Here is a 19,942-nt window from a genome sequence, read left to right on the forward strand (position 1 = left end):
GTTTCCTTTTCAGCCAATTACAGCCGACTGGCTTGCACCAACAATTACATCATGCCGTCCATGCCACCCATGCCGCCCATGCCACCCATACCGCCCATGCCTGCAGCGGCCGGCTTGTCTTCCGGCAGTTCGCAGACGGTGGCGTCAGTGGTCAGCATCAGGCCGGCGATCGACGCGGCGTTCTGCAGCGCGGTGCGGGTCACCTTGGCCGGATCCAGCACGCCTTGCTCGACCATGTCGCCGTAGGTGTCGTTGGCGGCGTTGTAGCCGAAGTTGCCCTGGCCTTCCAGCACCTTGGCAACGACGACCGACGCTTCCATGCCGGCGTTCTGCACGATCATGCGCAGCGGCTCTTCCACGGCGCGCAGCACGATGCGAATGCCCGCTTCCTGGTCGCTGTTTTCACCCTTGACGTTCAGGTTGGCGCGAGCGCGCAGCAGTGCCACGCCGCCGCCCGGGACGATGCCTTCTTCCACCGCAGCGCGGGTAGCGTGCAGCGCATCTTCCACGCGTGCCTTCTTCTCTTTCATTTCGACTTCGGTTGCAGCGCCGACGCGGATCACGGCAACACCGCCGGCCAGCTTGGCCACGCGCTCCTGCAGCTTCTCGCGGTCATAGTCGGAGGTCGCTTCCTCGATCTGCACACGAACCTGCTTGACGCGGGCTTCGATCGCGGCTGCCTGGCCGGCGCCGTCGATCACGGTGGTGTTTTCCTTGCCCACTTCGATACGCTTGGCTTGGCCCAGATCGTTCAGCGTGACCTTTTCCAGCGTCAGGCCGACTTCCTCGGCGATCACCTGGCCGCCGGTCAGCACGGCGATGTCTTCCAGCATCGCCTTGCGACGGTCGCCGAAGCCCGGAGCCTTGACGGCGCAGGTCTTCAGGATGCCGCGGATGTTGTTGACCACCAGGGTTGCCAGCGCTTCGCCTTCGATGTCTTCAGCGATGATCAGCAGCGGACGGCCGGCTTTCGCAACTTGCTCCAGCACCGGCAGCAGGTCACGGATGTTGGAGATCTTCTTGTCGAACAGCAGGATGAACGGGTTCTCGAGGATCGCGGTCTGCTTGTCCGGGTTGTTGATGAAGTACGGCGACAGGTAGCCGCGGTCGAACTGCATGCCTTCCACGATATCCAGCTCGTCGTTCAGCGACTTGCCGTCTTCCACGGTGATCACGCCTTCCTTGCCGACTTTTTCCATCGCTTCGGCGATGCGATCACCGATGGAGGTGTCGCTGTTGGCGGAGATCGAGCCAACCTGGGCGATTTCACGCGAGGTGGTGCAGGGCTTGGCCAGCTTGCGCACTTCTTCAACCAGGCCGCCGACGGCCTTGTCGATGCCGCGCTTCAGGTCCATCGGGTTCATGCCGGCGGCAACGTATTTCATGCCTTCGCGCACGATCGCCTGGGCCAGCACGGTTGCGGTGGTGGTGCCGTCGCCGGCGTTGTCGCTGGTGCGGGACGCCACTTCCTTGACCATCTGGGCGCCCATGTTCATCAGCTTGTCCTTCAGCTCGATTTCCTTGGCGACCGATACACCGTCCTTGGTCACGGTCGGGGCGCCGAAAGAGCGCTCGAGCACGACGTTACGGCCTTTCGGGCCCAGGGTCACCTTGACTGCATTGGCCAGGATGTTGACGCCTTCGACCATCTTGTGGCGCGCGCTGTCGCCGAAAACTACGTCTTTAGCTGCCATGTTGGATTACTCCTTGCGTATTCGTGAATGAAATTTGCCGCGGCCGGCGCATCGCGCCCGGGCCGCGGCCTCCGGATTACTTCTGGACGATGGCCAGGATGTCTTCTTCGCGCATGACGAGCAGTTCCTCGCCGTCCACTTTCACGGACTGGCCGGAATACTTGCCAAACAGAACGCGGTCGCCGATTTTCACGTCGAGAGGACGGACTTGACCGCCTTCCAGGATCTTGCCGTTGCCGACGGCCAAAACTTCACCCTGATCCGGCTTTTCAGCGGCGGTTTCAGGAAGAACGATGCCCGATGCGGTTTTGGTTTCCTGGTCGAGTCGCTTGACGATGACGCGATCGTGCAAAGGACGAAGTGCCATACAAACTCCTAAAGTGTGTTGTCAGTCATTGTTGGAGAGGACGAAGGAGGCGCTTTTCGCTGCAGTCGTCCGCTGGGATTCGACGGAGGCGGGCAATTATTAGCACTCCCCGTCAGCGAGTGCTAAGTATAGGGATGGTCATTTTAATTTTCAAGGCCGGCAACATGTCACTTTCATGACGTGCCGGCACGGTGTGGCGACGCTTCCCCTGATTTCTTCAGCCTTGTTTCTTATGGGATTCCCACACCAGATCGGCGGCGCACAGGTCTTCGATCGCGGCGCCGACCGATTTGAAGACCGTCACTTCGGCCGTATCGTTCCGTCCGGGATGTGCGCCCGAGCACAATTGCGCCAGCTCGGCGTGAATCGATTCAATGCCCAATGCGCCGTTGGCAAGCGGCTGCACCAGGTCGCCGGCCTCGGCCAGCGCGCCGGCCCGGGTATCGACGAATACCGAGGCGCGCGCCATCAGGGCATCGTCCGCTTCGCGCATGTTCGGCTTGAAGCCGCCGACGAGGTCGACATGAGCGCCCGGTGCGATCCACTCGCCGCGCAGGATCGGTTCGGTACTGGTCGTCGCACAGCTGATGATGTCAGCAGCGCGGGCTTCGGCTTCGAGGTTTTGCGCGGCGCGCACGGTGACCTGCTGTGGCAACTCGGCCTGCAGGCGTGATACCGTGCGCGCCACTTTTTCCGCCGAACGGCCCCAGACCGCGACTTCCCGTATGCCGCGCGCCACGCAGTGCGCCGCGGCCATGTATGGCGCCAGCGAGCCGGTGCCGACCAGCAGCAGGCGCCGGCTGTCCGGGCGCGAAAGAAATTGCGATGCCAGCGCGGAGGCGGCGGCGGTGCGGCGCAGCGTCAATTCCTCGCCATCCATCAGCGCCAGCGGCGCGCCGGTGACGCTGTCGAGCAGCATGAAGATCGAATGCACCGTCGGAAGGCCGCGCACCCCATTGTTCGGCGCGACCGTGACCAGCTTCATGCCGGCATGGCGTTGCGGCTGCCACACCGGCATCAGCAGCATCACAGTGTTTTCCTGCGGCGAGATCGCATGCACGTGGCGCTTCGGCGACTCAATGTCGGCGACGAAGGCGGCCCGCAAGGCGGAAATCAGGGCTTCGTAGGGAAGGGCGGCGCGCAATTGGTCCGCGGTGAGATGAGGAATCATCATGGTAGGGAAATCCTGAAAGCGTGGCCGCCTTGTCGCGACTACGGTTTGTTGATCGGCCCGGCAACCTTCCGGGAATGGGCGCTGGAGTGTATCGCGAGTGCCGGCACAATTCTGTCTGCTAACATGCCCGCAGCCGTTTCGGGTGATATCCGCACGCCGCTATCTTGTTGGTTCGACAAGCGCATTCTTCGTAGGCGAAAACGTATTCCGGTTCCCATCTTCTTCCATGCCCATGTTCAGAAAACTGCAGGCTTTGCTTTTCCTTCTGCTCTGTTGCGTCGCCGCGCAGGCGCAGGAATTACCGGCGCCGGTAGCCGCGGCATTGCGCCGCGCCGGCGTACCACCTGAGGCGATTGGCGTCTATGTGCGCGCCGTCGAAAGTCCGCGGCCGCTGTTGGCAATCAATCCGACCTTGCCGTTGTCGCCGGCATCGACAATGAAGCTGTTCACCACGGATGCGGCGTTGGAAACGCTGGGCCCGGCCTATGTGTGGAAAACCGCGGCGTATGTGCGTGGGCGCCAGCAGGATGGCGTGCTGGAAGGCGACCTGATCCTGCGCGGCGCCGGCGATCCGCATCTCGTACAGGAAAACCTGTGGCTGTTCCTGCGCCGCATTCGCGACAAGGGAATCCGCGATATCCGCGGCGACCTGCTGCTCGACCGCAGCCTGTTCGCCGACGATGCCCATGACGCCGCACTCTTCGATGGCGAGCCGCTGAAGTCCTACAACGCCGGCGCCGATGCGCTGCTGCTGAACTTCAATGCCTTTGCCGTGCGCCTCGTGCCGGATCAGGCCGCCGGCCGCGCGCAAGTGCTGGTCGAGCCGCCGGTGGCTGGCCTTGCGGTCAGCGGTCCACGCCTGGTGGGCGGTGATTGCGGCGATTGGAAAGGCAATCTTTCGCCGCGCATCGACGATGCTGCGATCGCCATCGAGGGTGATTACCCGTATGCCTGCGGTGAAAAGGAATGGTTCATCCATCCCTATGGAATGAAGCGCTCGGCGTATTTCGGCGCGGTGTTCCGGCAGATATGGAAAGAACTTGGCGGCAGCTTTTCCGGCACGGTGCGCGATGCGCCATTGCCTGCCGATGCCCGCCTGGTCGCCGAATGGCAATCCGAGCCGCTCGGGCAGGTGGTGCGCGATATCAACAAGTACAGCAACAACGTGATGGCGCGGCAATTGCTGCTGACGCTGGGCGCGGAAAGCGGCGCGCGACCGGCCGATGCCGCCAGCGGCGCGCAGGCGGTGCGCGCCTGGCTGGCGCGAAAGGGCATCCCCGCGCCGGAACTGGTGATCGATAACGGCTCCGGGCTGTCGCGCAATGCCCGGGTGTCCGCCGATACCATGGGACGCATGCTGATCACCGCTTTCCATGCGCCGACCATGCCCGAGTTCATCGCCTCGCTGCCGATCGCCGCGCTCGATGGTTCGATGCGCAACCGCCTGCGCGACAGCGACGCTGCCGGCCGTGCGCATCTGAAGACCGGCACGCTGGAGGGGGTGCGCGCCATTGCCGGCTATGTGTTGTCGGCATCGGGACGGCGCTATGCGCTGGTGTGCCTGGTCAACCATCCGAATGCGACGGCCTCGCTGCGTGCGATGGATGCGTTGCTGCAATGGGTGTATGAGCGCGGATGAGCTTTTTGCGGCGGCATGCTGTGTTGCCAGCATGCCGCCTACGCCCAGCTAGCCGGTCTTTTCGCGTGATCGCCCGTGCGCCGCACCTAGGCTGCGCTACAGAATGATCGGCCTGTCCGACAACTGATTCGTGCGCTGCCCATCCGAAGGCATGCGTTGCGCGAGCAGGGCGTTCAGGCTCGACAGCGCCGCCACTGCGCCATCCCGGTAGCTGCCTCGTGCGAAGTCGCGGGTCATGGCGTCGCAAATCGCCTGCCATTCCTTGGCTTCCACCAGGCGGCCAACGCCGCGGTCGGTCAGGATCTCGACTTCGCGATCAGCCAAGTTCACATACATCAGCACACCGCTGTTTTCCTCGGTATCCCAGATGCGGTAGTCCGAGAACAGCATGCGTGCACGCGCGCGGGCGTGGACGCCGTCGATCAATTCAGCCAGCGGCAATGCGGCTTCGATGATGATCCGCACTTCGGCACGATGGCTTTGTTCGCCTTCGCGGATCGCTCGCTGCAACTCGTGCAGCGCCTGCGGCGGAAAAGCGCGCCGTCCGCTTGCCGCGGTGGTGAAGAGATGCCTGAAGATGCGCCTGAGTTTCATATTCACCAGTTCCCCGATGCGCCGCCGCCGTCAAAGGTGCCGCCGCCGCCGGAATAGCCGCCGCCCGATCCGCCGCTGAATCCTCCACCACCGAAACCACCGCCGAAGCCACCGCGACGACCCATCTCGTTGGCAATGCTGTTGCCGATGATAATGCCCGCGTTGCGGCCCCAGTCATTTGCGCCAAGCGCACGGCGTCGTGAGCCGCGTGAGAACATGCGCATGAGCATCAGCAGCACGAAGAACAACACGATCGGCCACCAGAAGCCAGTGTCTTCGCTCTGCTGTGACGCTTGCCCTTGTGTCGGAGGCGGCAGATTCTCCTTGTCCACCAGCGCCGCGATCGCAGAGACGCCGGCAACCAGGCCGCCATAGAAATCGTTCTGCCGGAAATGCGGCGCAATGATGTCCTGCAGAATGCGCTTGGATTGTGCATCGGTCAGCGAGCCCTGCACGCCGCGCCCGGCTTCAATACGCAGGCGGCGCAGCGACGGCGGATTGTCCCGCGCCACCAGCAGGATCACACCGTCGTCGACGCCGCTGCGCCCGAGCTTCCAGGCTTCGGCCACGCGGATGCTGTATTGCTCGATGGCTTCCGGCGCCGTCGAGGCGACGATCAGCACCGCGATCTGGTTGCCGGTCTTGTCCTCATGCTCTTTCAGCACATTCTCGAGCGCATCGCGCTGAGCCGGCACGAGCATGCCGATCGTGTCGGTGACGCGCGCGCTCAGCGGCGGTATCGGCGTGAAGTCCTGCGCCAAGGCCATCGCGCATGCCAGCGCCAGCAAGAGGCCAAGCAGCGCGCCCAGCGGTTTCATGATCATCTACTTGCCGAAGTTGACCGTGGGAGCGTTCGAGATCGCGCGCTCGTTTTCAACGGTGAAGGATGGACGCACCGGGTAATGGAAAATCATGGCCGTGAGGTTGGTGGGGAAGCTGCGCGCGAGCACGTTATAGTCCTGCACCGACTTGATATAGCGCTGGCGCGCCACCGTAATGCGGTTCTCGGTGCCTTCGAGCTGGGACTGCAGATCGCGGAACAGGTTGTCAGCCTTGAGCTGCGGATAATTTTCCGAGACCGCGAGCAGGCGCGACAGCGCCGAACTCAGTTCGCCCTGCGCCTGCTGAAAACGCTGGAAGGCTTGCGGATCATTCAAAGTTTCCGGGCTGACCTGGATGCTGGTGGCCGCCGCGCGCGCCCGGGTCACCGCTTCGAGCGTGTCCTTCTCATGCGAGGCATAGCCCTTGACTGTGTTCACCAGGTTCGGCACCAGGTCGGCGCGACGCTGATACTGGTTCACGACTTCCCCCCAGGCTGCCTTCACCGCTTCATCGCGCGCCTGAAATTCGTTGTAGCCGCAACCCGACAGCAAAGCCGTCATCCATACCACCATCATCCATGCCGTAACTTTCTTCATGCTCTTTCCCTCTTCTGTTGATCCGGCAATACCCGGTGAGCTATGCATAGCCGCCAGCGGCAAAGCGCTTACCCCTGTCGGCGCGATGCCGGAAAACATAGCACGCCAAGTTACAATACGCGCCGGCACCACATCAACTTCCCTTCAGATATCTTTCCCGAAAGCCCGCCGTGAGTTTCACAGACAAACTATCCGCCGCATGGCAGTCGCAGACATCGCTGCTGTGCGTCGGTCTCGATCCCGACCTGTCGCGCTTGCCCGCCGAGCTGCAGTCCCAACCCGATGCGATCCTCGCCTTCTGCCGCGCCATCGTCGACGCCACCGCCGATCTTGCCTGCGCCTTCAAGCCGCAGATCGCCTACTTCGCCGCACTGCGCGCAGAAGACCAGCTTGAGGAGCTCTGCAAGTACATACGCAGCCGTTATCCGCAAGTGCCCCTGGTACTGGATGCAAAGCGTGGCGACATCGGCGCGACAGCCGAGCAGTATGCGCGCGAAGCCTTCGAGCGCTACGGCGCGGATGCGGTCACGGTCAATCCCTACATGGGCTCGGATTCGATTGCGCCCTACCTGGAGTGGAAGGACCGCGGTGCGATCGTGCTGTGCCGCACTTCGAACCCCGGCGGTTCGGACCTTCAGTTTCTGAAGGTCGATGGCGTACCGCTGTATCAGCATGTCGCGCGCCTGGTCGCGGAGAAGTGGAATACCAATGGCCAGTGCGGCCTGGTGGTCGGGGCGACTTTTCCTGAGGAACTGGCGCAGGTGCGTGCCATCGTGGCCGACATGCCGCTACTGGTGCCGGGCATCGGCGCGCAGGGCGGCGACATCGCGGCCACGGTTGCCGCCGGCAGCGACAGTGTCGGCGCCGGCATGATGATCAATTCCTCGCGCGCGATTCTGTATGCGCAAGCGCAAGCCGGGGAAGATTTTGCCGCGGCGGCGCGGCGCGTGGCCCTGGAAACGCGCGATGCGATCAATACGCATCGCAAGCCGTAACTGAAGCATGCCGATTCGTAGGGTGGGCGCGAGCCCACCCTACATTGTGGCCATGCATTTCTTAAAATCGCTGTTGCGTCGTCCGCACGTCTCGCCCATCCTTATGCCGCTTCGATAAACCGCAGCAGCCCCCGCAATGCATGCGCGACCGACTGCTCGCGCACCGCATGCCGATCCCCCGCGAACACCAGCCGTTCAACAATGGTCCGGCTTCCCATCGACCAGCCGAAGCACACTGTGCCCACCGGCTTACCCGGTACCGCGCCACCGGGGCCGGCAATGCCGGTCGTCGACAGCGCTACCTGCGCTCGGGAGTGGGCGACCGCGCCGCTTGCCATTGCCCCCGCTACCTCTTCGCTGACCGCGCCATGCCGGTTGAGGAGGTCTTCAGGCACGCCCAGCATCGAAGCCTTCGCCGCGTTCGAATAGGTAACGAAGCCGCGCTCGAACCATTCCGAAGATCCCGCAATCTCGGTGACGGCTTGCGCCACGCCGCCGCCAGTGCAGGATTCCGCCGTGGCCAGCATCAGGCCGTGCGCCTTCAACGCATGCCCGACCCGTGTCGCCAGTTCGATGATGTCTTCCATGTCAGCTCTCCGTCGCGCGCCGGAACAAGCCGGCGCCGTTTCGCAAAGCCGTCACTGTAGCACTGGCAATCACAGCCGCCTGTCAGCTCAATCCGGGCTCAGGTCACCGCGGACATCATCGGTTTTGCCATAACCACCGCCGCCCGGGGTCTCGATGACGAATACATCGCCCGGCTGCATTTCGGTGCTGGCAACGAAGCCGAGTTTCTCTTCATTGCCATCGACACGAATCACGTAGTTGCGGCCGCAGCGACCGGGTTCTGCACCGGCTGCGCCGAAGGGCGGCACGATGCGGTTGTTGGACAGAATCGATGCAGTCATCGCTTCCAGGAAGCGGACACGTCGCCGCCCGCCATTACCGCCATGCCAGCGACCGCCACCGCCAGTGCCCGGCATGATCTCGTAACTCTCCAGCAGCACCGGATAGCGCCATTCGAAAACTTCGGGGTCCGTCAGACGCGAGTTGGTCATGTGCGTCTGCACGACGTCGGTACCGTCGAAGTTTTCCCCCGCGCCCGATCCGCCCGAGATGGTTTCGTAGTACTGATAGCGGTCGTTGCCAAAGGTGAAGTTGTTCATCGTGCCGGGCGAGGACGCCAGCACACCGAGCGCGCCGTACAGTGCATTGGTAATGCAGCTCGAGGTTTCGACATTGCCCGACACCACCGCCGCCGGATAGCGTGGATTGAGCATCGACCCTTCAGGAATGATGACCTTGAGCGGCTTCAGGCAGCCGGCATTGAGCGGTATGTCGTCGTCGACCAGGGTGCGGAACACATACAGCACCGCGGCCATGCAGATCGCCGCCGGCGCATTGAAGTTGTTCTCCAGCTGCGGCGAGGTGCCGGTGAAGTCAATCTCGGCACTGCGGCTGGCGCGGTCAACACGAATGGCGACCTGGATCACCGCGCCATTGTCGAGCCGGTAAGTGAACTCGGCATCATGCAGCGCCGTGATGATGCGGCGCACCGCTTCCTCGGCGTTGTCCTGCACATGCCCCATGTAGGCTTGCACCGTCTCAAGACCGAAGTGCTCCACCATCTTCAGCAACTCATCTACCCCTTTCTGGTTCGCCGCAACCTGCGCCTGAAGATCGGCCAGGTTCTGCGCAATGTTGCGCGCGGGGTAGGGGCCGGAAGACAGCAGCGAAATCGTTTCCTGTTCAAGAAAGCGGCCGTCCTGCACCAGCTGGAAATCATTGATCAGCACGCCTTCCTGGTCCACGGTGACACTGTCAGGTGGCATCGAGCCCGGCGTAGTGCCGCCGATGTCGGCGTGATGGCCGCGCGAGGCGACGTAGAACAGCACCCGGCTGCCGGCTGCATCGAAGGCTGGCGTGATCACTGTCACATCGGGAAGGTGGGTGCCGCCGTGATACGGATCGTTGAGCACATAGACATCGCCCGGCCGCATGCTGCTGCCACGATTGCGAATCACGGTCTTGATGCTTTCGCCCATCGAGCCGAGATGCACCGGGATATGCGGCGCATTCGCGATCAGATTGCCCTGGGCATCGAAAACGGCGCAGGAGAAATCGAGCCGCTCCTTGATGTTGACCGAGTAAGCGGTGTTCTGCAGGCGCAAGCCCATTTGCTCGGCGATGCTCATGAACAGATTGTTGAACAGCTCGAGCATCACCGGATCGGCATCGGTGCCTATGGCATGGCGCTGCTGACGCGCCTCGATGCGGTTCAGCACCAGATGGTTTTTCGCGGTGACTTCGGCGAGCCAGCCGGGTTCCACCACATTGGTCGCATTCTTTTCCGCGATGACGGCGGGGCCGGGAATGCGGTCGCCCGGACGCAAGTCATCGCGGCGATACAGTTTGGTGTCGCGCCATTCGCCGCTGGAGAACAGGCGCACGATTTCGCATGCCACGGGAGCGCCGTCGCGCGGCGTCAGCTGCTGCTGCGCCACGGCATCCTGTTCGGAGCGGCCGATTGCTTCTACCGACACTGCCTCCACCATCAGCGGCTTGCCCGCCATCAGGAAGGAATAGCGCTTGCGGTATGCGGCTTCAAAGCGCTCGATCATGTCTGCAAGGGTGCCAAACTCAATCTGCAGCGCTGAATCAGTACCTTCATAGCGCAGATGCGCGCGGCGTATCACCTCGATCTGCGCATCGGCAATGCCTTGCCCACGCAGATCGGTGCGGGCCTCGTTCGACAGGCGCTGCAGATGCGCAAGCAGGAATGGCATCGCATCGTCTTCAAGCCGTGCCTCGATTGCCTGCTCGCGCATTGCAGTCTGATCCGCCAGACCCATGCCAAACGCCGAGAGCACACCCGCCATCGGATGCGCGAACACGCGTGTCATGCCGAGCGCATCGGCGACCAGGCAGGCATGCTGACCGCCCGCGCCGCCAAAGGTCACCAGCGTGTAGTCGGTCACATCATGTCCGCGCTGCACCGAAATGAACTTGATCGCGTTGGCCATATTGGCTACAGCGATATCGATATAGCCTTCCGCCACTTCCTCGGGCGTGCGGCGCTTGCCGGTGGCCTGGAAGATCTCGTCGGCGAGCCGCTCGAATTTTTGCCGCACCACCTCGGCATCCAGCGCCTGATCCGCATGCGGGCCGAAGACCTTCGGAAAGTGCCCAGGCTGGATTTTGCCGAGCATGACATTGCAGTCGGTCACGGTCAGCGGGCCGCCGCGCCGGTAGCAGGCCGGGCCCGGATTGGCGCCGGCGCTGTCCGGGCCGACGCGATAGCGGCTGCCATCGAAGTGCAGGATCGAGCCGCCACCCGCAGCCACCGTATGTATGCTCATCATCGGCGCACGCATGCGCACGCCGGCAACCTGGGTTTCGAACTCGCGTTCGAACTCGCCAGCGTAGTGGGACACATCGGTGGAAGTGCCGCCCATGTCGAAACCGATGATCCTGTTGAAGCCGGCGTCGCCAGCGGTGCGCACCATGCCGACGATGCCGCCCGCAGGGCCTGAAAGAATCGAATCCTTGCCCTGAAAGCGCTGTGCGTCCGTCAGTCCGCCATTGCTCTGCATGAACAGCAGTCGTACACCGTCCATGTTGCTGGCCACCTGGTCCACGTAGCGGCGCAGTATTGGCGATAGATAGGCATCCACCACCGTGGTATCACCGCGCGAAACAAGTTTCATCAGCGGACTGACCGCATGCGATACCGACACCTGGGTATAGCCGATGTGCCGTGCAATGACTGCGACAAGATGTTCGTGCTGGGTGTAGCGGTAGCCGTGCATCAGCACGATGGCGATGGATCGATAGCCGCGTTCATACAGCGCCAGCAATTGCGTGCGCACTGCTGCCTCATCAAGCGGAGTCAGCACATTGCCACGCGCGTCGATGCGTTCATCGATTTCCACGGTTTCCGAGTGCAGCAGCTGCGGCAGCACGATGTTCCGGTCGAACAGGCGCGGGCGGTTCTGATAACCGATGCGCAGCGCATCCCGAAAGCCGCGCGTAATTGCCAGCACCGTCGGGTCGCCCTTGCGTTCAAGCAGTGCGTTGGTTGCCACTGTGGTTCCCATCTTCACCGCATCCACCAGCGAGGCGGGTATGGGATCACCGGGCGCAATGCCGAGCAGCTGCCTGATGCCTGCAACGGCCGCGTCCCGATATTGCTCGGGATTTTCCGAGAGCAGCTTGTGGGTGAGAAGCGTGCCATCGGGACGGCGCGCGACGATGTCCGTGAAGGTGCCTCCACGATCTATCCAGAACTGCCATTGCGCCTGCAAATCTTGCGGACTCCGCGGGTCGTGCCCATGCTTGCTTTGCTCCATGACTGCGCCTTTCCAATGTGATGAACAAGTGCCGCGAGAGGATACGTCAGTGCCTGGGCTTCAATCGTAAATTGTTATAAAAGTGTTTAATCGGCGCCATTGAATCGTGAAATGGAATCAATATAATTCGCCGACGTATCTTGCAGCAGCCGGTATTTGCGCTTGCGCCATGTTCAACAACCGGGGTCAACGAGGGAGCGTTCATGGGAACAGGCAGTCGTGTCGTTGCGGCAGTAATGGTGTTCCTGATGCATATCTTCTTCATGCGACTGGTACATGCGGCAACCAATATCGATATGGCGACCGCTTACGCGGCAGACAATTTTCAAACGCGGAATCTGCAGCAATTCGCCGATGAGGTGCGCAGTGCAACCGGTGGTCGTCTCAATATGCGCATACACCCGGGCGGCAAGCTGCTCAAGCCCGCACAGATTTATTCAGGAGTACGCGAGGAAAAGGCTGATGGTGGCGAAGTCATCATGTCCAGTCTTGAGAAAGAAGCTGCGCTGTTTGGCATCGATTCGTTGCCCTTCATCGTGTCAGGCTATGACGATGCAAGGCGCCTTTGGGAAGCATCGCGACAGGAAGTGGCGAAGATCCTCGAGTCGCAGGGACTGAAATTGCTGTATGCGGTGCCTTGGCCGCCACAAAACCTTTACGCCATTGATGAAATCAACACGATTCGCGACTTCACTGGTCGCAGCATGCGCGTCTACACACCGGCAACCGAACGCATTGCGCAGCTGCTCGGGGCAAGGCCGGTCACTTTTCAGGTAATTGATCTCGGCAAGGCCCTCGCGGCGGGGAGAATCGAATTGATGCTGACCTCAAGCTGGACTGGGGTTGATACGCGCGCATGGCGCTCGATGAAGTATTACTACCGGATCAATGCCTGGCTGCCGAAGAATATGGTCTTTCTAAGCAAGCGCGTCTTTGACGGCTTGTCGGAAGCCGACAGAAAACAGCTACTCGATGCAGCGGATGTCGCCGAGCGGCGAGGCTGGCAAATGAGCCAGGAAAGCGATGCCGAGTATGAAAGAGAGCTCAAGAACAACGGCATCAAGGTCGCCGGACTGGATTTCATGATTAGAAATTACCTCGACCGGATAGGCGAAACAGTCGCTCGGGAGTGGCTGAAGAAGGCGGGCGCCAACGAAATGAAAGTCCTGCTCAAGTACACCGTGGAACGCTCCGCGAAATAAGTTCTCCTGTTTGTCTGACTGCGTTGAATTGCGCTTGGGACCGGCGTCCCGTCGCGCATGTCTTCACGCGTGCACAAAGGCAGCAGAGTGTTGAACGCCAGGCGGAATTCGCCTTTGTATCGATTAATCCTGAACAAACTTCACAACCTGGGAGGTCTTGATGATGCTTCATCGCGTACTTGGAAAACTCGCCGTAACGGGCTGTGCATGCCTGATTGCATTCAGCGCGCATGCACAGCAGGAAATCCGTATCGGCGTGCTGTATCCGTTCACTGGACCCGCCGCTTCGACCGGCGCGGAAATGAAGCATGCGCTCGAGCTCGCAGCAGACATCGTTAATAACGGCGCCAAGGATATCCCCAAGCTTCCCTTCGCAAAGGGAGGCGGCCTGCCTAACTTGGGCGGCGCGAAAATCAAGCTGATCTTCGCGGACCATCAGGGCAATCCACAAGTCGGATCTACCGAAACCGAGCGTCTGATTACCAAGGAAAAGGTTGTTGCGGTGGTCGGTGCGTATATCAGTAATGTCACTGCAACCTCAAGCCAGGTTGCCGAACGCTACAAGATTCCCTACCTGAACCCCGAGTCTTCGTCCGCGTCCTTGACGAATCGCGGCTTCAAATGGTTTTTCAGGACGACTGCGCATGACGAACTGTTCGTCCGTAACTTCTTTGAATTCCTGAAGGATATCGAAACGAAGAAGGGCATCAAGGTGAAGAATGTCGCCCTTTTCAATGAAAACACACAATGGGGAAATGAAACCACGAAACTGCAGACGCAATTGGCACAGGAGCGCGGTATCAATCTCGTCAAGTCCATCAGCTACCCGGCGCGCAGCACTCAGCTCACATCGGAAGTGCAGTCCCTGAAGGCGGCCAATCCTGAAGTTCTGATGCAGTCTTCGTATCTCGGCGATGCAATCATGTCGGTCAAGACTTACAAGGAACTCGGCTTTTTGCCGGACATGGTGCTGGCCAATGATGCCGGCTTCTCCGACACCGAGTTCACCCGTACTCTCGGGCGTGATGCGGACTACATCATCAGCCGCGAAGTCTGGTCGCTTGATCTTGCGAAAAATAATCCATTGATCAAACAGGTCAATGATTTGTTCCGTGCCCGCTACAACATCGACTTCACCGGCAACTCCGCGCGTACCTTTACCGGTTTGATGACGCTGGCCGATGCTATCAACCGCGCAGGTTCTACCGATCCTGAAGCGATACGCAAGGCGCTTGTGGAAACCAATATCGACGGTGCCAACATCATCATGCCGTGGAAAGGCATCAAGTTCGATGACAAGGGGCAGAACGTTCACGGTTCCGGCATCCTGGTGCAGATTGTCGATGGCAAGTACCACACGGTGTGGCCGTTCTCGCTGGCCACGAGGGAGATAGTCTGGCCCATGCCCAAATGGGAAAGCCGGAAGTAAGCAGCTATTGCCCAGGTCCGGATGACGTCTTTCATGGAAAGGCGTCATCCGGACTCCTGGCAAGCACATCGGCCTAGTCGCCATGCCTTGCCCAGCCTCGTATTGTCCTCAGCGGCGCTTAGTCAGGCGCCATCCACAGGGAGTGGTGATGTCCTTTGAAATTGTCTTGCAGACCCTCGTATCAGGTCTGCTCATTGGCCTTATCTATGCGCTAGTTGCTGTTGGCCTGACCTTGATATTCGGCGTGATGGATATCGTCAATTTTGCGCACGGTGAATTTCTGATGTTCGGCATGTATTCGAGTTTCTGGCTCTTCGCGCTGTATGCATTTGATCCACTGCTAACGCTGCCTTTGACCGCACTAATGCTCTTTGCACTCGGTGTGGTGGTCTATCGACTCGTCATCAGCAAGATCATCAATGCGCCGATGCTGTCGCAGATTTTCACAACCTTTGGTTTGATGATTCTCTTCCGTGGTATCGCGCAATTCCTGTGGAAGCCGGACTTCCGAACCGTTGAGAATTCGATGGTGAGCGGAAATGTGTCTCTGCTCGGCGTACAGATCGGCTTGCCGCAACTCGTTGCGGGTGTCGGCGCGGTGCTCGTCAGCGTTGGTGTCTACCTGTTTCTGACACGTACCAAGGTCGGCATCGCGCTTGAGGCAACGGCAGCAGATAAGGAGGCTGCTCGCCTGATGGGTATTGATACGCGACGGATGTTCGCACTTGCCTGGGGAGTCGCGGCCGCTTGTACTGGCGTGGCAGGCGCCTTGCTCTCGACTTTCTTTCCGATCTTTCCGGAGGTTGGCGCAACCTTTGTTCTGATTGCCTTTGTGGTGGTGAACCTTGGTGGCTTCGGCAGCGTCATCGGCGCATTGATCGCTGGGCTGTTGGTTGGCGTTATCGAAGTCATGGGCGGCTTCTTCATCGGCCCGCAATACAAACTGGCCATCGTGCTCTCCCTGTTCCTTGGGGTACTGATGTTCCGGCCGCAGGGCCTGATGGGCAAGGCCTGATACGGATCATTGGACAAGGATCTCATGATGAACAAAACCAACCCCGCGCTGACGCAGATGTCTTATCGCTCCACCAGTGAAAACGCATGGCTGATGCGTGCACTTCTTGTGTTTGCCCTTCTGGCCGCGCTTTGCATTCCGCTACTCGATCGGAATCCAGCGCATATCAATCTCTTGATTCTGATACTGATGGCAGCCCAACTAGGGGTGGCGTGGAACATCATCGGCGGTTATGCCGGGCAGATTTCTCTGGGCCAGGCAGCGTTCTTTGGCCTGGGCGCTTATACATCGACCTTGCTGCTCTCCCGTCTCGGTATCAATCCTTGGCTCGCCATCCTTTGCGGCGGTTTTCTCGCGGCAGGCATTAGCCTGGCCATTGGATGGTCGTGCTTTCGGCTCAAGGGACATTATTTCGCGATGGCGACAATTGCCGTAGCTGAAATCATTCAGATCGTTTTCACCAACTGGGATTATGCCGGTGCTGCTGTCGGGCTCAGTCTGCCGATGGAAGAGGGCTGGAGTCGGCTGGTCTTTTCATCAAAGGAGCCTTATTACTATCTCGCTCTCGGACTGCTGCTGCTTACGCTGTTGGCGAATTATCTGATCGAAAGTAGTTACCTCGGCTATTACTTCCGAGCGATCAAGGACGAGCCGGATGCAGCACGCAGCCTGGGCGTTAGCCTTACCCGCTACAAGCAGATCGCGTTTGCCATCAGCAGTTTCTTTACCGCACTCGGCGGCAGCCTGTATGCGCAGAAGGAGCTCTATATCGATCCAGGCTCGGTATTGCACACTGGCTTGTCGATCAAGATGGCACTGGTATCCATCCTTGGTGGTGTCGGCACACTGTTCGGGCCGCTGGTTGGAGCCGGCGTGCTAACGATGATCGAGGAAGGCACTCGCGCGGCGTTCGGTGGATCGGGGCGCGGCACCGACCTTGTGATCTATGCGGCACTGATCATTCTCATCGCTGTGTATTACCCCAGTGGTGTGATTGGCTGGTTCCGCGGGGTGCTGGCGCGGCGCAAAAACAAACGTCTGCATCGTGCAATGGAGGAAGCGCAATGAGTTTGTTGAGAGTGGAAGAGGTGACCAAGCGCTTCGGTGGCATTGTCGCCAATGAGAATGTGTCTTTCGGCGTTGGTGCGGGGCAGATCGTCGGTTTGATCGGTCCGAACGGCGCAGGCAAAACGACAATGTTCAATTGCATCGCCGGGAATGGGAGTCCAAGCAGCGGCAGGATCATTCTGGATGGACGTGACATTACCGGCCTCTCTCCGGAGCAATGCGCACGCGCCGGCGTCGGCCGCACCTTTCAGATTGCGCGCACGTTTACCAGCATGACTGCATTGGAAAATGTGATGGTTGGCGCTTTCCTGACTGGCAGGAATACCGTGGCAGCAAGAGAGGAAGCGCTGCGCCTGCTGCACTTCGTGAATCTTGGACGCTTCGCAGACAAGCCGGCGGGGAGCATGACAATCAGTGAGCAGCGCAGGCTGGCGGTGGCACGCGCGCTGGCGATCAAGCCGCGTCTGCTGTTGATGGATGAGGTCATGGCAGGCTTGAATCCCACCGAGGTCCGCGAGACTGTGGAAGTCGTATTGAAAATTCGGGATCAGGGCATTGCCTGCCTGATCGTCGAGCATGTGCTGGAGGGAATCATGCCCATTGCCAACGCCATTGTGGTGCTGGACTATGGCAGGAAGATTGCAGAGGGTACGCCGCAGCAGGTATCCAATGACCCCGTAGTGATTGCTGCCTATCTGGGGGATGAATAATGCTTGAGGTTCGCGATCTGAAAGTCAGCTATGACGGCGTGCTGGCCGTATCGAAAGTCAGCCTCGATGTCAGGGAAGGCAGTATCGTCGCGCTGGTCGGCGGTAATGGTAACGGCAAATCGACGACGCTACGCGCGATCGCCGGTTTGAATGCAGCGGACAAGGGCAGCATCAAATTGGCCGGTATCGATATTGGCGTTATGCCGGCGCACAAGCGCGTCACGCAGGGAATCTGTCTTGTACCGGAAGGACGCAAGATTTTTGCGAAGCTTACGGTAGAGCGCAATCTCCAGCTCGGCGCTTATACCCGCGATGATCCGCATGAAGTCGCTGCCTCGATTGATCGGATGTATTCGCTGTTTCCTATCCTTAAGGAGCGGCGGCATCAATTGGCGGGAACGATGAGCGGCGGCGAACAGCAAATGCTTGCCATCAGTCGCGGCTTGATGGCCAAGCCGAAAATGCTGATGCTCGACGAGCCGTCCTGGGGCATTGCGCCGAAGTTCGTAAGCAAAGTGCTGGACACCATACAAAAGGTAAATGCGGAGGGTGTGTCGATACTGCTTGTCGAGCAAAGTTTGCACAAGGCTCTGACGATCGCTCACTATGGCTATGTCATCCAGACCGGCGCGATTGTCATGGAAGGCAAAGCCACAGAACTACTCGACAACGAGGATATCAAGAAGGCTTATCTCGGGCTGTAGTACTCACGTTCCGTGTAAGCTGGGCGTAGCGCTGCGCATGCTTTACAGCACCCGCCATAACGCAAACACAAGCAAGGTATAAAACGCGGCAACGATATCGTCCCACATCACGCCGAAGCCCCCGCCCAGATGCTCATCGAAGTAGCGGATCGGTGGGGGCTTGACCATGTCGAAAAAGCGGAAGCAGACGAAGGCCCAGCATTGCGTGGCAAAGCTGGCTGGCATCACCAGCACCAGCACCAGCCAGAAAGCGATGATTTCATCCCACACCATGCTGCCGTGGTCTGAAACCCCCATATCGCGGCCGGTGCGTTCGCAAGCCCAGACGCCCAACACAAATCCGGCCACGATGATGATGAGCCATCGCTGTATGTTGAAGAAGTCCGGCCAGCGCGCACTCAGCAAGACATAGCTGATCCAGGCGAATAGCGTACCTGCGGTGCCCGGCATGATCGGCGACAAACCACTGCCCAAGCCTTGTGCAATCAGGTGTGCTGGATTTGCAAGGAGAAACCCGAACGCATTGCGACCACCATAGAGTTTGGTATTCATAGACTGGAAAAGTGATCGAAGGATCGCAACGATAGTTCGATGATGGTGCCGCCAGCATCAATCAGCTTCAGTCCAGGCTCGACCACAATGGAGCCAACCCGTGTCACCGGAATGGCTGCGCGCTGCGCCGCTTCCAGCACCACATCGCGATGCTGCTCACTCGCGGTGAAGCAGAGTTCATAGTCGTCGCCGCCGGCAAGCGCAAACGCGCGGCGCAGTGGCTGCGCTTGTCCTTGCAGCGTCGATCCGAGCGGCAAGGCATCCACATCGAGGCGAGCGCCGACACCCGAGCGTTTCAGGATGTGGCCGAGATCCCCAACAAGGCCATCCGAAATGTCGATGGCGGCATGGGCAATGCCGCGCAAGGCGGTGCCGAGCGCCAGTCGCGGGCTTGGCGCATGCATGCGCATGGCGACCGCGTCAAGCGCTTCGGACGACAGCGAAAGTTCTTTACGATAGGCGGCCAGTGCGAGACGCGCATCGCCGAGCGTGCCGGAAATCCAGATGTCATCGCCGGGAAGCGCCGCATCGCGACGCAGCGCCTGTCCTGCCGGAACTTCGCCGAAGACGGTGATGGAGATCGTCAGCGGCCCCTTGGTGGTATCGCCGCCAATCAGCTCGCAGCCGTAGGTGTCGGCGAGCGCAAACATACCGGCGGAAAATGCCGCAAGCCAGCTTTCCTCTACCGAAGGCAAGGCCAGTGCGAGTGTGAAACCAATTGGCGTCGCGCCCATCGCGGCCAGATCCGAGAGATTCACCGCCAGGCATTTGTGGCCGAGCAAATGTGGATCGGCGCCCGGAAAGAAGTGACGGCCTTCGACCAGCATGTCGGTCGAAATCGCGGTCTGCATACCCGGCGTGGTTTGCACCAGGGCGCAGTCATCGCCAACACCGAGCACGACGCGTCCATCTGGTCGAGCGGGGCGCTCGAAGTAGCGGGAAATTAATGTGAATTCGGAAAGCATCGCGCGATTGTACCGAATGCGCACTGCCGGCTGGAACCAGACGGCTGTGCGTGCGGGTGCGGCGATG

18 protein-coding genes are annotated in these 19,942 nt (G+C 60.3%); 8 read left to right on the plus strand and 10 right to left on the minus strand.

Annotation, left to right across the window (positions count from 1 at the left end; genetic code table 11):
* Window positions 1-44: 44 nt before the first annotated feature.
* From groL to lhpI, 3 genes are all read right to left on the minus strand, one after another.
* Window positions 45-1,694: a chaperonin GroEL gene (groL, locus tag JJB74_RS26135; protein WP_200597054.1), complete on the minus strand. Its 1,650-nt coding sequence runs from the start codon at window positions 1,692-1,694 to the stop codon at window positions 45-47.
* A gap of 76 nt (window positions 1,695-1,770) precedes the next feature.
* Window positions 1,771-2,061 carry a co-chaperone GroES gene (gene groES, locus JJB74_RS26140; RefSeq protein WP_200597056.1) on the minus strand — a complete coding sequence of 97 codons (291 nt, stop codon included), beginning with the start codon at window positions 2,059-2,061 and terminating at the stop codon, window positions 1,771-1,773.
* A 217-nt stretch (window positions 2,062-2,278) separates the two neighbouring features.
* On the minus strand, window positions 2,279-3,235 hold the full coding sequence (gene lhpI / locus JJB74_RS26145) for a bifunctional Delta(1)-pyrroline-2-carboxylate/Delta(1)-piperideine-2-carboxylate reductase (RefSeq protein WP_200597058.1): 957 nt from the start codon (window positions 3,233-3,235) through the stop codon (window positions 2,279-2,281).
* A gap of 253 nt (window positions 3,236-3,488) precedes the next feature.
* Here lhpI and dacB point away from each other — a divergent pair, with 253 nt between their 5' ends.
* Complete coding sequence (dacB, locus tag JJB74_RS26150; RefSeq protein ID WP_234484869.1) at window positions 3,489-4,874, plus strand: D-alanyl-D-alanine carboxypeptidase/D-alanyl-D-alanine endopeptidase; 1,386 nt, start codon at window positions 3,489-3,491, stop codon at window positions 4,872-4,874.
* A 96-nt stretch (window positions 4,875-4,970) separates the two neighbouring features.
* Here dacB and JJB74_RS26155 read toward each other — a convergent pair whose 3' ends face one another.
* Genes JJB74_RS26155 through JJB74_RS26165 form a run of 3 tightly spaced genes read right to left on the minus strand, consistent with a single transcriptional unit; the run spans window position 4,971 to window position 6,886 of the window.
* Window positions 4,971-5,468, minus strand: coding sequence for a TPM domain-containing protein (locus JJB74_RS26155; protein ID WP_200597063.1), 498 nt, complete (start codon window positions 5,466-5,468; stop codon window positions 4,971-4,973).
* Between the two features lie 2 nt (window positions 5,469-5,470).
* Entirely contained in the window at window positions 5,471-6,292 is an 822-nt protein-coding gene (locus JJB74_RS26160; protein WP_407672428.1) for a TPM domain-containing protein, read from the minus strand.
* The gene (locus tag JJB74_RS26165) at window positions 6,293-6,886 is read right to left on the minus strand and encodes a LemA family protein (RefSeq protein WP_200597065.1); all 594 of its coding nucleotides are present in this window, start codon (window positions 6,884-6,886) and stop codon (window positions 6,293-6,295) included.
* Between the two features lie 170 nt (window positions 6,887-7,056).
* Between JJB74_RS26165 and pyrF the strand changes: the two genes are divergently transcribed.
* Entirely contained in the window at window positions 7,057-7,881 is an 825-nt protein-coding gene (gene pyrF / locus JJB74_RS26170) for an orotidine-5'-phosphate decarboxylase (protein WP_200597067.1), read from the plus strand.
* 101 nt (window positions 7,882-7,982) lie between these two features.
* On the opposite strand, the gene JJB74_RS26175 is transcribed toward pyrF, so the two are convergent.
* Together JJB74_RS26175 and JJB74_RS26180 are read right to left on the minus strand one after the other, a co-directional pair.
* Window positions 7,983-8,468, minus strand: coding sequence for a CinA family protein (locus tag JJB74_RS26175; RefSeq protein ID WP_200597069.1), 486 nt, complete (start codon window positions 8,466-8,468; stop codon window positions 7,983-7,985).
* Window positions 8,469-8,555: 87 nt separating this feature from the next.
* Window positions 8,556-12,230: a hydantoinase B/oxoprolinase family protein gene (locus JJB74_RS26180; protein WP_200597071.1), complete on the minus strand. Its 3,675-nt coding sequence runs from the start codon at window positions 12,228-12,230 to the stop codon at window positions 8,556-8,558.
* Window positions 12,231-12,370: 140 nt separating this feature from the next.
* On the opposite strand from JJB74_RS26180, the gene JJB74_RS26185 reads away from it, so the two are divergent.
* The 6 genes from JJB74_RS26185 (at window position 12,371) to JJB74_RS26210 (ending at window position 18,358) form a co-directional block, all read left to right on the plus strand.
* Window positions 12,371-13,432, plus strand: a complete 1,062-nt coding sequence (locus tag JJB74_RS26185) for a TRAP transporter substrate-binding protein (RefSeq protein ID WP_200597073.1) — start codon at window positions 12,371-12,373, stop codon at window positions 13,430-13,432.
* Between the two features lie 160 nt (window positions 13,433-13,592).
* A complete protein-coding gene (locus tag JJB74_RS26190) occupies window positions 13,593-14,861 on the plus strand; it encodes an ABC transporter substrate-binding protein (protein ID WP_234484870.1) in 1,269 nt (422 codons plus the stop codon).
* Window positions 14,862-15,009: 148 nt separating this feature from the next.
* Entirely contained in the window at window positions 15,010-15,876 is an 867-nt protein-coding gene (locus JJB74_RS26195) for a branched-chain amino acid ABC transporter permease (RefSeq protein ID WP_200597075.1), read from the plus strand.
* Between the two features lie 24 nt (window positions 15,877-15,900).
* Window positions 15,901-16,944: a branched-chain amino acid ABC transporter permease gene (locus JJB74_RS26200; protein ID WP_234484871.1), complete on the plus strand. Its 1,044-nt coding sequence runs from the start codon at window positions 15,901-15,903 to the stop codon at window positions 16,942-16,944.
* Window positions 16,941-17,654, plus strand: a complete 714-nt coding sequence (locus JJB74_RS26205) for an ABC transporter ATP-binding protein (protein ID WP_200597077.1) — start codon at window positions 16,941-16,943, stop codon at window positions 17,652-17,654. The genes JJB74_RS26200 and JJB74_RS26205 overlap by 4 nt, the downstream gene beginning before the upstream one ends.
* A complete protein-coding gene (locus JJB74_RS26210) occupies window positions 17,654-18,358 on the plus strand; it encodes an ABC transporter ATP-binding protein (RefSeq protein ID WP_200597079.1) in 705 nt (234 codons plus the stop codon). The genes JJB74_RS26205 and JJB74_RS26210 overlap by 1 nt, the downstream gene beginning before the upstream one ends.
* 42 nt (window positions 18,359-18,400) lie before the next feature.
* On the opposite strand, the gene JJB74_RS26215 is transcribed toward JJB74_RS26210, so the two are convergent.
* Together JJB74_RS26215 and thiL are read right to left on the minus strand one after the other, a co-directional pair.
* Window positions 18,401-18,910: a phosphatidylglycerophosphatase A family protein gene (locus JJB74_RS26215; RefSeq protein WP_200597081.1), complete on the minus strand. Its 510-nt coding sequence runs from the start codon at window positions 18,908-18,910 to the stop codon at window positions 18,401-18,403.
* Window positions 18,907-19,875: a thiamine-phosphate kinase gene (gene thiL / locus JJB74_RS26220; protein ID WP_200597083.1), complete on the minus strand. Its 969-nt coding sequence runs from the start codon at window positions 19,873-19,875 to the stop codon at window positions 18,907-18,909. The genes JJB74_RS26215 and thiL overlap by 4 nt, the downstream gene beginning before the upstream one ends.
* Between the last annotated feature and the right edge of the window lie 67 nt (window positions 19,876-19,942).

The sequence above is a fragment of the Noviherbaspirillum pedocola genome (genome assembly GCF_016632335.1).
Lineage (GTDB): Bacteria > Pseudomonadota > Gammaproteobacteria > Burkholderiales > Burkholderiaceae_D > Noviherbaspirillum_A > Noviherbaspirillum_A pedocola.